The following is a 12,685-nucleotide window of genomic DNA, read 5'->3' as shown; positions in this document are numbered from 1 at the left end:
CAGGCCGTCTGAAAAACCGGTTTCAGACGGCCTGCTGATTATTTTACGAAAACAACGCTCACAAATCCTTGCCATTTTCTTTAAAATAAACGAATTATTTAGAATAAAATATTTTTTAATCAGAATAAATGGTGTTTTTATTGCTTTTTAAAATATCCATCATGCAAAAATGCCACCACCTGCCCGGCAGTTTTGCGGTTGAACAGCATACCGCTATGGCTGACCGGCAAAACGACATGATCGCGCATATTCGGACAATGCGTTTCGCTGACCAAGACCGTACCATCATGTTCGCCGTGCAAACCTAAAACACGGCCCAGTCCATACGGTTTGTTACCGGCAATACTGCCCAGCTCAACACTTACGGGCAATTCAGGCATACTGCCGTCCAACGCCCCTTTGTAAGAGCCGCCCAATACCGGCTTTTGCAAACCTAAATTGAGCACGCGTTGCGCGGCACGGCTGCCTTGGTGCGGCGTACCCATGGTAACGATACGGCCGCTGACTTTATCCGGATATGCCGCCGCAAAATTGCGTAAAACCAAACCGCCCAAACTATGGCCGACAAAGTGCAGCGTTTCATCAGCATGGTTCTCATCAATCCATCGGGCCAAATCTTCAATATGTCGGTTCATCGAATGCAAAACACTGTAATAATCGAACAGAGCAACTTCAAAACCTTCTTGTTCCAGCAAATACGCCAGCGGTCTCATGACCCACGAATGCATGTGCAAGCCATGCAGCAAAATGATTTTGGCCATTTTTTCCTCCTGTCATTTAAATCATTATGCCACAAAGTAAAAAGGCCGTCTGAAATCCCATAAGGTTTCAGACAGCCTTTTATCATGATGAATTATTCGTCAGCTTTGTAGCCTTTTATAGCAAAGAAGACGATGTATACGTAACAAATCGCTGATACAACGAAAGAAATCATCAGACCTTGAGTATCCGCTACCCAACCTTGTACCACAGGCACAATCGCACCGCCGACAATCGCAGTACACAATACGCCAGAAGCGCTGCTGGTGAATCGGCCCAAGCCTTTGGTTGCCAAAGAGAAAATGGTCGGGAACATGATGGAGTTGAAGAAGCCGATGGCCAACAATGCCCACATCGCAATATCCGCACTGGCTTTACCTGCCAACATAGCAACACCCAACAAGACAACAGCAGCAGTAGCGTTAAATGCCAAATAGCGGTTAGGCGCAATTTTCGCCATGATGGCAGAGCCTAAGAAACGGCCGACCATTGCACCGCCCCAGTAGAACGACAGATATTTTGCGGCAGATGCGTGGTCCAAACCTTTCAGGTAACCCAACACGCTGACCAACAAAGAACCGATAGATACTTCGGCACCGACATAACAGAAAATACCGGCCGCACCAAAAACCAAATGACGGTATTGCCAAACACTGTGTTTGCCATCATGGTTATGTTCGCTCTCTTCTTCAGCAATTTTACGCGCATCAGGCAAACGAATCATTTTGACACACACAGCCAAAATAATAAGTAAACCGGCCAACCCTAAATACGGAATTTGAACGGAAGAAATTTGCTCGGCTTTGCTGACAGTTTGTGTTGCATCAGCCAAAATCAGGAATGCGCCGATTTGCGGAGCAATGGTCGTACCCAAAGAGTTAAATGCCTGAACCAAAGTCAGTGTTGCAGATTCTTTACCCGGTTTGGACAGCAAAGTCACATAAGGGTTACCCGCTACTTGCAACAGGGTTACACCTGAAGCCAAAATAAACAATGCACCCAAAAAGTTGCATAAGAATGACTACCGGCTGCAGGATAGAAGAGCAGACAGCCGATGGCGGTCAATACGAAGCCGCTAATCACGCCGTTTTTATAGCCGATTTTGCCGACCAAATAGCCCATCGGAATCGACATAATCGCATAAGCGGTAAAGAAACAGAATTGAATCAGCATCGCCTGAACATAAGTTAGGTCGAAAATATCTTTCAAATGCGGAATCAAAATATCGTTCATGCAGGTAATGAAACCCATCATGAAAAAGAGTGTGGTTAGGACAACCAGTGCAGGAGTATGATTTTGTTGTGAATGCGCAGACATGATTTGCCTTTCGTTTTGTTAAGATTTGCTGGAAAAATGAGCTTAAATCAGTTCATTAAACTTAACACCCATTAACAGCCGCCCGTATCATACTGATAATCCGTCACTTTGAAAACTATTTTCTAACAGCCGACTACATTATCCTTCAGTTGTTTAATTTTAAAAATTTCAATAATATTGGATTTATCTTTTATTAGATTAAAAAATAAAGGCATAATCCTCTTATTAAACCTATTATTTCTTTTTTACAATATCACTTGATGCAACTCAAAACATGCCCCCTCTTTACGCTTACCTTGCCCTGATTGCTTCTGCCTTCACTTCAGCCACACTACTTCCGGGTACATCCGAGGCGGCATACGCCGCATTTGTGTACCAATATCCGCAACATGCCCTCGGCGCATGTTTGTGTGCCGGTTTGGCGAATGGCTTGGGCAGTATGGTTTCGTATTACATGGGCAGAATGTTTCCGGCCAAGAAAAGGCCGTCTGAAAAAGTATTGGCGCGTATACAAAGATGGGGGATTTGGCCGCTATTGTTCGCATGGTTGCCGATTATCGGCGATGCACTCCCCCTTGCCGCAGGCTGGCTCAAGCTCAATGCTTTGCATTGCGCCATCATTCTGATTACAGGCAAACTGCTGCGCTATGCCATGATTTATTGGGGAATGAACATAGTTGCCGGATAAGCTTCGACAGTCAAAAATAAAGGCCGTCTGAATGATTCAGACGGCCTTTGCTTTTAATTCGACAATTACAAGACTTTCACAATGCTTTCGCACAGGTAGTCGATGTTGTCATCGGTAATACCTGCAACATTAATGCGGCCGGAGCGGACAGCATAAATGGCAAACTCGTTTTTCAAACGGTCAACTTGTTCGGGAGTCAGACCGCTGAAAGAGAACATACCGTTTTGTTCGATAATGAAATCAAAGTCTTGGGTTGCACCTTTGGCTTTGAGCAACTCAACAAATTTTTGGCGCATGGCTTTGATGCGACCACGCATTTCATCGAGTTCGGCAATCCATTGCGCTTTTAAATCATCATTTTTCAACACCAGCGCAATGGTGTTCGCACCATGTGAAGCCGGGTTGGAATACAAGGTACGGATGATGGTTTTGACTTGGCTGTGGGCGCGGGCCGCAGTTTCTTCATCTTCGGCCACCAAAGTGAACGCGCCAACGCGCTCGTTGTACATACCGAAGTTTTTAGAATAAGAACTGGCAATCAGCAATTCTGTATTGTGTTTCAAGAACACGCGCAAGCCGTAGGCATCTTCTTCCAAACCATTGCCAAAGCCTTGGTAGGCAAAGTCAAACAGTGGCAACCAGCCTTTTTCGGCAGAAAGTTTTGCCAAAGTTTCCCATTGTTCGGGCGTAGGGTCGATGCCGGTAGGATTGTGGCAGCAGCCGTGCAGCAGGACGATGTCGCCTTTTTGCGCTTGGCTCAAGTCTTCAATCATACCGTCCCAATCCAAACCGTGTTTGGCGGCATCATAGTAACGATAAGGTTTATCTTGGATACCGACCGCTTTGGCGATGGCATTGTGGTTAGGCCAAGTCGGATTGGAAATCCAGATGGTTTGCGCGTTCAACTGACGTTTGGCAAACTCGGCCGCAATACGCAATGCGCCTGTACCGCCAAGGCTTTGCGCTGTTTTGGCGCGACGGCTTGCGATGATTTCGTGGTCTTTGCCAAACAGCAGAATTTGGGTTTGTTCGTTGTAGTCGGCAACGCCGTCGATGGTCAGGTAATTTTTAGTTGTTTCGCTTTCCAACAGGCGTTTTTCAGCCTCTTTGACGGCTTTGACAATAGGCGTTGCGCCGGATGCGTCTTTGTACACGCCGATACCGAGATTGACTTTCTCCGGACGAGTTTCAGCTTTAAACGCCTCGCCCAAACCTAAAATCGGATCAGCAGGAGCAGCTTCGATATGCTTGAAGAACATGATTTTTCTCTTTACAAGTGTAAAACGGTTGAAAAAATACAAACTTAGTGCGATTTTACGCCGTTTCAGGCCGTCTGAAAACGGATTATTACAGGGTTTCAACGCAAGATTGCCAACAAATCCAAAGGCGTAGCAATACGGAAATCGGCAAGCCAGTTTTCGGTTTGGTCTTCGGCAGAAATATAGCCCCAATCGGCAAGCACGGTCGTCATGCCTGCATTTTTTCCTGCCTGCATATCGCGCTCGGCATCGCCGACATAAAAACATCGCTGCGCCTCAACACCAATCTGTTCGCACGCGTAAAACATAGGCTTCACGCTGGGCTTGGGTTCATCGCATGTATCGCCGCTGACAATGACGGCAGGAGGCACGGTAAACCCGAGCTTAGGCACGAGGATATCGGTAAAGCGCATAGGCTTGTTGGTGATAATGCCCCATTGGATACCGCGTTGAACTAAGGCTTCCAACATTTCGTTTACGCCGTCGAACAAGATGGTTTGGTCGGCATAGCAGCGGCTGTATTCGTCCAAAAACTCTTTGCGCCATTGCATATAGTCCGGATGGTCGGGCGTAATGCCTGAACCAAGTTTGAGCAAACCGCTTGCACCGTGGCTGGCCTGCGGACGGATTTCATCCATGCTTTTTTCTGGCAAACCGTGTCGGCGCAATACCGTGTTGAGCGCGCCACCCAAATCAAGTGCAGTATCGGCAAGCGTGCCGTCAAGGTCGAATAATACGGCTTGGGTCATAAGTGTTCCTTTAATGATTTTAGAAGGCCGTCTGAACAATCCAACAAGTTTCAGACGGCCTGAATATGGTTAATGGTGATGATGTTCGTGCATTTCCTGCGAACACAAAACTTCATCTTTATGCGGATGCTGTTCGCTTTCAATCTGAATCGTACAATGCCCGATGTTGTGATGCGCCAATTCATGTTCGATACGGTAGGCGATTTGTTCGGTCTCTGCAACCGTCATGTTGCCATCGACAACAATATGGCAGGACAAAACGTGGATATTGCTGGTAATCGTCCAAACATGCAAGTCGTGAACGGATTTTACACCCTCCGTATTGCGGATAACGCTGAGCAACTCATCGGTATGGATGTTTTCCGGCGCGCCTTCCATCAAAATATGCAAAGTCTGTTTAAACAGCTTCCAGCCGCTACGCCCTACCAAAGCCGCCACCAATACGCTGGCAACTGTATCCGCCCATTGCCAACCATACGCCATCATCAGCACTGCTGCGACAATCGCCCCTATCGAGCCGAACAAATCGCTGATTACATGCAGATACGCGCCGCGCATATTGACGTTTTCTTCGGTATCGCTATTTTTCAACATATAAACGGCGACGCCGATGTTGACCAGCAAACCGATGATACTGACCACCAACATGCCGCCCGTCAAAATTTCCGGCGGATAAAACAATCGTTTGACTGCTTCATAAAAAATCATCGCCGCAATCAATACCAGCGACAATCCGTTAAACATCGCCGTCAAAATTTCAAAACGCTTGTAACCAAATGTCTTTTGCAGCGTAGTCTGTTTCTCGCCAAGTTTGAATGCCCACAATGCCACGCCCAGCGAAAACGCATCGCTGAACATATGCCCCGCATCGGAAAGCAGAGCCAAAGAGTTGGTCAACCAGCCGCCGACCGCCTCAACCAGCATAAATCCGGCAATGACGAAAAATGAAATGCGCAATACCTGCTTATTGGCGGTATGCGTGTGCGCGTGCGAATGATCGTGATGATGTGCCATGATGATTTTACCATTTCAGACGGCCTTTTTATCCTGTTTCAAACTTTTCTCAAAATCTTCCAACATATCCAGCTCGAAACGGCTGAATCCGGCACGTTCCCGAGCTTCGATATTGACGTAGCCGCGGAAGATAAACATATCGTAACGCGCAATCAGGCTGCGGAACAAGGCAACCGGTTCCAAACCGCGCTCACGGCAAAGATGCTGATACCAATGATTGCCGATGGCGACATGCCCTACTTCATCGCGATAAATAATATCCAACACATCGCAGGTTTCCACATCGCCACGCTGCGCCACTTTTGCACGAATACCCGGCGTGACATCCAAACCGCGCGCTTCCAACACCCGCGGCACCAAAGCCATGCGCAATAAAGGATCGTAAGCGGTTTTATACGCCATATCCCACAAATGCCCGTGCGCTTCAAAATCGCCGTAATCGTAGCCCAAGCTGTTCAGACGGCCCCGCATCAAGCCGAAGTGAAACACTTCTTCTTTTGCCACCCTTACCCAATCGCGTACAAACTGAAACGGCATATTGCGAAAACGATACGCCGCATCCAAAGCCAGATTAATCGCATTAAATTCAATGTGCGCAATCGCATGCAACATGGCCGCATAGCCTTCAACCGTATTCATCTTGCGCGGCGTAACCTCCGAAGGCGCAACCAAACGCGGACGGGGCGGATGTCCGGCAAAACGGCAATCCACAGGTTTTGACTCATCAACCGTCAAACCTTCCGCCTCGCCCAACTGCGCAAACAAGGCCTGCGTCAATCTTCCCTTTTCATCCGGATTATCCGACAGCAAAGCCTGTTCCAATAAAGGATAAGGATTCAGATACATACAAAACCATTGTTTTAAAAAGATAAATATTATAACCGTTTTAAAAAGCAAACAGAAAGACTATAATTTCACGCTTTCCGTAAAATGACATTAAATACCACACCAAACCATTGTGTGCTTCATTAAAAAAACGTCAAAACCAAATGCAGGCCGTCTAAAGAAATAAAATTATTTCAGATACTTGCTTAGTTTTTCCATATTTACACAAATTAAACCCTCCATTCAGCCCCTTGCCTGTTACACCATAACGTCTATACTGAACCCATCTCTCCGAACAAGGAACCAAAACATGAAAACTACCCGACTGTTCACCCTGACCGCTGCCGCGCTGCTTTCTTCAGCCATCGGCTTTGTACAAGCCGGCGCAGTGGACGCCCTGAAAAAATTTAATAATGACGCCGACGGTATCAGCGGCAACTTCAGCCAAACCGTTCACAGTAAAAAGAAAACCCAAACCACATACGGTACATTCAAAATCCTGCGCCCTGGCTTGTTCAAATGGGAATACACCAAACCCTACAAACAAACCATCGTCGGCGACGGCAAAACCATTTGGCTCTATGACGTAGATTTGGCGCAAGTAACCAAATCCTCACAAGACCAAACCATCGGCGACAGCCCTGCCGCCATCCTCTCCAACAAAACGGCATTGGACAGCAGCTACACGCTGAAAGAAGACGGTTCTGCCAACGGTATCGACTACGTTTTGGCTACGCCTAAGAAAAACAACGCCGGCTACCAATACATACGCATCGGCTTCAAAGGCGACAACCTCGCCGCCATGCAGCTGAAAGACAGCTTCGGCAACCAAACCAGCATTAGCTTCAGCGGTTTGAACACCAAGCCTAACCTTTCCAGCGGTATGTTCAAATTTACCCCTCCTAAAGGTGTTGATGTCTTGAGCAACTAAGCTTCTAATAAAACACAAAGGCCGTCTGAACAACAGACGGCCTTTTATTTAGTTCAATTCAAAATCAAACACACTGTTACTTTTGACCTTGAATGGCAGCGGCAATTTTTTCTGCGCCTTTTTTCGCCCAGTCTGCCTGCTTGGCTTCCACCATCACGCGTACGACAGGTTCGGTACCGGATGCACGCAAGACTACGCGGCCTTTGCCTTCGAGTTCTTTTTCCACTTCAGCCAAAGCCTCTTTGGAAGCATCCTGCCAGTTTTGGCCTTTTTTGATGCGAACGTTGATCATGGTTTGCGGATACGGCTGCCAATCGGCGCAAACGGTGGCAAGGTCTTGATTCAAGGTTTGCAGTGCGGCCAAAACTTGCAGCGCGGAAATGATGCCATCACCGGTATTGTGTTTGTCCATACACAAAATATGACCGCTGGCTTCGCCGCCAATCAACCAACCGCGTTGGTGGAGCTGTTCCAACACATAGCGGTCGCCCACTTTAGCGCGGCAGAAATCAACGCCCTGCTCTTTCAAAGCAACTTCCATCGCCATATTGGTCATTACCGTACCCACCACGCCGCCGATTTCCACGCCTTCGTGTGCGCGTGCTTTGGCAATCACATAAATCAGACTGTCGCCGTCATACACTTTGCCATTGCGGTCAACCATCATTAAACGGTCGCCATCGCCATCCAAGGCAATGCCGTAATCGGCTTCATTTTGCAACACAGCCGCTTGCAGAGCTTTCGGATGGGTTGCCCCACATTTCTCATTGATGTTGTAGCCGTTTGGCTCATCACCGATACTGACCACTTGCGCACCCAATTCGTGGAATACTTTAGGCGCAACTGCATAGCCTGCACCATTGGCAGTATCGACCACCAATTTCAGACCGCGCAAATCCAAATGACTTGGGAAAGTGGATTTACAGAACTCGATATAGCGGTCATCCGCACCATTAATCCGGCGCGCGCGGCCAAGACGGCTGGACGGCTGGGTTTTCATTTCCTCATCGATTTTGGCTTCGATTTCCAACTCGATTTCATCACTCAGCTTCACACCGCCTTCAGCAAAGAATTTAATGCCGTTATCGGAATAAACGTTATGGGAAGCAGAAATCATCACACCGGCAGACAAACGCAAAGCACGGGTCAGATACGCTACGCCCGGGGTTGGCAGAGGGCCAGTTTGAATAACGTTGACACCGGCAGCAGTAAAGCCGGCAATCAGCGCAGCTTCCAGCATATAGCCTGAAATACGCGTGTCTTTACCGATTAAGACAGTCGGTTTGATTTCGCCTTCGTGCTGCACCAAAACCTGACCTGCCGCATAGCCTAATTTCAGGACAAAATCAGGATTGATAGGAAACTGACCGACTTCGCCGCGCACACCGTCAGTACCAAAATATTTTTTTGCCATGAGATAACTCCGTGATTGTTTTGTCGTATGTGAATATTGTTGAACTTCTTTAAAAGAATCTTGATTGTATTCGAAGGCCGTCTGAATCTTTCAAACGACCCTTGATCATGAGAATAATTTACTACTTCAGTATTATAGCAAGATCCGGATTTCCTGCACGAAAAAAGCGCATCCTTTTGCAGAATGCGCCTTCTATTCGAAATTCAAAATCAAATCTTAGAATTTAGCACCAGACTGATTAGCCATGTAATCAACTGCAGCTTTCACTTCATCATCGCTCAGGCTACCGTTACCGCCTTTGGCAGGCATTGCGTTAAAGCCTTCGAGTGCGTGTTTGTGCAGGGTGTCTTTACCTTGTTTGATACGAGGAGCCCAGTCTTCTTTTTTACCTACATGAGGAACACCTGGAACTGCGCCGCCGTGACATGCTTGGCAGTTGGCTTCGTAAACTTTTTTGCCGTCTGCGCCACCGGCTGCTGGAGCTGCCGCACCTTTGTCATCTGCTTTGGCCGCATCTGCTTTAGGGGCTTCTGCAGGAGCTGCACCTTCAGCCGCCGGAGCTGAAGCGGCTTCACCGGAAGCGGCTGCATCGGCAGGAGCTGCGGCATCAGGATCAGGGAAAGTACCGCCGGCTTTGTTGGCCATGTAAGTAATGACGCGTTTCAATTCTTGGTCGGTCAAATCAGCTGCACCGCCCTTGGCAGGCATTGCATTGAAACCGTTCAGAGCGTGTTGGAACAAGGTATCGAAACCTTGTGCAATGCGAGGCGCCCAATCGCCTTTGTTTTCAAATTTAGGCGCTTTGGGAACGATGCTGTCTGCCGCGTGACATTGAATACAGATTTTGTTGAAAATCTGATCGCCTTGACGCTCGCCGACTGGAATACCGTCGCCCAATTTCAGTTGGCCGACTGGCTGGATACGGGTTTGAGTCGCAGCTTCGGTTGTTTCGGCAACATCGCCGAATGAACCGCTTCCCGCCAGTTTGATCAGGAAGTAAATCACTGCAATGACAATAACGATACCGCTCACAAGGGTGAACAATGCAGAGCCTTGGGCTTTGTGGTCGCGGAGTTGTTTCATTTGGTAGGCCTCGCCGTTAGGTTAGGTTGTGCTGTAAGTTATAGTTTATGTGTTAAACGCAGTTAACAATATTTTGCTGGATTATACTGAATTCGCAAAGGCTTTCCAATCCATCTTGAGAAAAAGATACGCAAAAATCCTCAAAAGGCCATCTAAATTCTGCTAAGCCTTTGTAGTTAATTGATTATTCCAACTATGCAAAAAAGTGACCGCCAATGCCACTTTCAGACACTTTCAAGATAAACTTTGCCAATAAAGCCAATATGCGTTAACCTTACGGCTTTCGCACCCATAGCTCAGTTGGAAGAGTGTCAGTTTCCGAAGCTGGAGGTCACAGGTTCGATCCCTGTTGGGTGCGCCAATTATAAAGAGGCCGTCTGAAAGATGAAAATTTTTCAGACGGCCTTTTGATTTACTTCAAATAAAACTACATTCAATTTCAGATTAAACGGCTATTGCAACACTTTGGCAAATGCCTCAGCCACATAATCGATATTCGATGCATTCAATCCTGCCACACACATCCTACCCGAATCCAGCAGATAAACGGCAAACTCGTCGCGCAGGCGGTGTACCTGCGCTACGGTCAGGCCTGTATAGCTGAACATGCCGCGCTGTTTGATGAAATAGCTGAAATCGCGATTGGGAATTTTGGCCGTCAAAACATCATAAAGTTTCTGACGCATGGCACGGATGCGGTCACGCATAGCGTAAACCTCGTTTTCCCACAAAGCGCGCAGCTCCTCGCTGTTCATCACATCAGAAGCGATGTATGCGCCATGTGCGGCAGGACTGGAATAAATACGGCGGACGGTAAATTTCAACTGTCCGAACACCAGCTCTGCTTCTTCCTTATTGGGACACACTACGCTCAAACCGCCGACGCGCTCTCCGTACAGCGACAGGTTTTTCGAGAAAGAGTTGCTGACAAACAAAGGTAGTCCCATTTCGACGGCTTTACGGATTGCATAGGCATCGTTGTCCAAATCCTCGCCGAAACCTTGATAGGCAATATCCATAAACGGAATCAGCTTGTGCGTTTTGATAATATCCAACACTTCATCCCATTGCGCTTGCGACATATCGACGCCAGTCGGGTTTTGACAGCATGGATGCAAAATCAAGACGCTGTTTTCCGGCAATGTTTTGAAAAACGCAGTCATTTCTTCAAATTTCACGCCGACGGTTTCAGGGTTGTAATAAGGATACGTCCCCACTTCAAAACCGGCGCCTTCAAAAATGCCTTTATGGTTGTCCCACGTCGGATCGCTGACATAGGCTTTTGCATCGGGGAACCAACGGTGCAAAAAGTCGGCACCGACTTTCAACGCCCCTGAACCGCCTAAAGTCTGTACGGTCGCAACGCGCCCTTCTGCCAGCGCCGGATTATCCTGCCCGAACAGCAAACGCTGAACTGCGCTTCGATAAGTGTCCAAACCTTCCATCGGCAGATAAGGAGATGGGCGCGGTACAGCCGCATGCTCTGCTTCTGCCCGGCGGACAGATTCCAAAACCGGCATTTTACCTTCGTCATCAAAATAAATGCCTATGCTCAAATTGACTTTTTCAGAACGCTCGTCGCGCTTGAAGGTTTCAACCAAACTCAAAATCGGGTCGCCCGGATAATACTCGACATGACGGTACATAGTGCTTCCTTTGTTTTCAGACAGAATTGATGAAGATTGTGGCACTAAAAGTCCTTATTTGCAAAATCAGGCCGTCTGAAAAATTCAGACGGCCTGATTATTTTTAAACGCTACCAATCTACCCGTTTCAAATCGTTTTGTGCCAATACATCCGCATGCTCGCTGCGGCTTTGATATTCCCTGTCCTGCAAAATGCGGCGGGCGACATAATTCAAATGCAGTTTGGCCGCTTCCGCAGCCTCCGCCGGTTTGGCTTGGGCAACGGCTTCAAAAATAGCGCGGTGCTGGGCAATCAATGTCGGGCGCGGGTCTTCGGTTTGATGGATATAGATAATGCCGCTGCGTGTTTGCTGATAAAGCATTTTGAGCAGGCTGCTGGAAAGGTGGCTGAATAGGATATTGTGCGCGGCATCGGCAATGGTTTGATGGAAGCTGACGTCTGCTTCGGCTTGATGCTCCAAATTTCCGCTTTCACAAGCCGTCTCGAACTTCTGCCGCCAGAAGTCAATGCGTTTCAAATCGGCGTCAGTCCGTCTTTCGGCGGCCAAAGCTGCCATACAGCCTTCAACGTGGCAGCTGAAATCGAATACGTCTGTTTCCCAATTGGTATGTTTGCCGAGCAACTCCTGCCAGCTTTGCAAAAAATCCTGCTGCGGCTTGACGGAAACATAATAGCCATCGCCCTGCCGCGCTTCCAAAACCTGCTTGGCAATCAAGATATTCAATGCCACCCTGACCGACGGACGCGATACGCCGAATTCTTCCGCAAGCGTACGTTCGGGAGGCAATTTACTGCCTTCTTCATAAATGCCGGTAGCGATACGTTCTTCCAAAACGGCTAAGACCTGATCGCTGATTTTTTGCGGACGAACCAATTTCGTCATGTTGTATTCCTGATGATTGAAGGACAGTTTTATTCAGACGGCCATAAATTGGATTGACCAATTGGCCGCCCATTCTAATCAATCCCCTATTTTTCCGTCAAGAAATGTTATCAAAT

11 protein-coding genes, 1 tRNA gene and 1 pseudogene are annotated in these 12,685 nt (G+C 47.8%); 3 read left to right on the top strand and 10 right to left on the bottom strand.

Annotated features, from left to right (window positions below):
* Positions 1 to 137: 137 nt before the first annotated feature.
* Positions 138 to 761, bottom strand: coding sequence for an alpha/beta fold hydrolase (locus KCG54_RS03045; protein ID WP_254324604.1), 624 nt, complete (start codon positions 759 to 761; stop codon positions 138 to 140).
* Between the two features lie 92 nt (positions 762 to 853).
* Positions 854 to 2,076, bottom strand: a pseudogene (locus KCG54_RS03040) (sugar MFS transporter).
* 274 nt (positions 2,077 to 2,350) lie between these two features.
* Between KCG54_RS03040 and KCG54_RS03035 the strand changes: the two are divergent.
* Positions 2,351 to 2,764, top strand: coding sequence for a YqaA family protein (locus KCG54_RS03035; RefSeq protein ID WP_254324603.1), 414 nt, complete (start codon positions 2,351 to 2,353; stop codon positions 2,762 to 2,764).
* 65 nt (positions 2,765 to 2,829) lie between these two features.
* Here the strand turns inward: KCG54_RS03035 and KCG54_RS03030 are convergent, their stop codons facing one another.
* The 4 genes from KCG54_RS03030 to KCG54_RS03015 all read right to left on the bottom strand — a co-directional run bounded on the left by KCG54_RS03030 (position 2,830) and on the right by KCG54_RS03015 (position 6,632).
* On the bottom strand, positions 2,830 to 4,023 hold the full coding sequence (locus KCG54_RS03030; protein WP_070588069.1) for an amino acid aminotransferase: 1,194 nt from the start codon (positions 4,021 to 4,023) through the stop codon (positions 2,830 to 2,832).
* Between the two features lie 98 nt (positions 4,024 to 4,121).
* Positions 4,122 to 4,772 carry an HAD family hydrolase gene (locus KCG54_RS03025; protein WP_254324602.1) on the bottom strand — a complete coding sequence of 217 codons (651 nt, stop codon included), beginning with the start codon at positions 4,770 to 4,772 and terminating at the stop codon, positions 4,122 to 4,124.
* A 69-nt stretch (positions 4,773 to 4,841) separates the two neighbouring features.
* A complete protein-coding gene (locus tag KCG54_RS03020; protein ID WP_254324601.1) occupies positions 4,842 to 5,786 on the bottom strand; it encodes a cation diffusion facilitator family transporter in 945 nt (314 codons plus the stop codon).
* A gap of 15 nt (positions 5,787 to 5,801) precedes the next feature.
* Complete coding sequence (locus KCG54_RS03015) at positions 5,802 to 6,632, bottom strand: ferritin-like domain-containing protein (protein WP_254324600.1); 831 nt, start codon at positions 6,630 to 6,632, stop codon at positions 5,802 to 5,804.
* A 289-nt stretch (positions 6,633 to 6,921) separates the two neighbouring features.
* Here KCG54_RS03015 and lolA point away from each other — a divergent pair, with 289 nt between their 5' ends.
* Complete coding sequence (gene lolA / locus KCG54_RS03010) at positions 6,922 to 7,542, top strand: outer membrane lipoprotein chaperone LolA (protein ID WP_254324599.1); 621 nt, start codon at positions 6,922 to 6,924, stop codon at positions 7,540 to 7,542.
* Positions 7,543 to 7,618: 76 nt separating this feature from the next.
* On the opposite strand, the gene glmM is transcribed toward lolA, so the two are convergent.
* Both glmM and KCG54_RS03000 read right to left on the bottom strand, forming a co-directional pair.
* Entirely contained in the window at positions 7,619 to 8,956 is a 1,338-nt protein-coding gene (gene glmM / locus KCG54_RS03005) for a phosphoglucosamine mutase (protein ID WP_004520640.1), read from the bottom strand.
* Positions 8,957 to 9,172: 216 nt separating this feature from the next.
* Positions 9,173 to 10,039, bottom strand: a complete 867-nt coding sequence (locus KCG54_RS03000) for a c-type cytochrome (protein ID WP_049323135.1) — start codon at positions 10,037 to 10,039, stop codon at positions 9,173 to 9,175.
* 285 nt (positions 10,040 to 10,324) lie between these two features.
* Here KCG54_RS03000 and KCG54_RS02995 point away from each other — a divergent pair.
* Positions 10,325 to 10,400, top strand: a tRNA-Arg gene (locus KCG54_RS02995).
* Between the two features lie 91 nt (positions 10,401 to 10,491).
* Here the strand turns inward: KCG54_RS02995 and KCG54_RS02990 are convergent.
* Positions 10,492 to 11,685: an aromatic amino acid transaminase gene (locus KCG54_RS02990; protein WP_254324598.1), complete on the bottom strand. Its 1,194-nt coding sequence runs from the start codon at positions 11,683 to 11,685 to the stop codon at positions 10,492 to 10,494.
* Positions 11,686 to 11,795: 110 nt separating this feature from the next.
* Entirely contained in the window at positions 11,796 to 12,569 is a 774-nt protein-coding gene (locus KCG54_RS02985) for a FadR/GntR family transcriptional regulator (protein ID WP_070589682.1), read from the bottom strand.
* Between the last annotated feature and the right edge of the window lie 116 nt (positions 12,570 to 12,685).

Origin of the sequence: Neisseria subflava (genome assembly GCF_024205705.1) — a bacterium.
In the GTDB taxonomy this organism is placed as follows: domain Bacteria; phylum Pseudomonadota; class Gammaproteobacteria; order Burkholderiales; family Neisseriaceae; genus Neisseria; species Neisseria subflava_D.
Note: the sequence above shows the minus strand (reverse complement) of the source record. Positions and strands in the feature narration are given on the sequence as shown.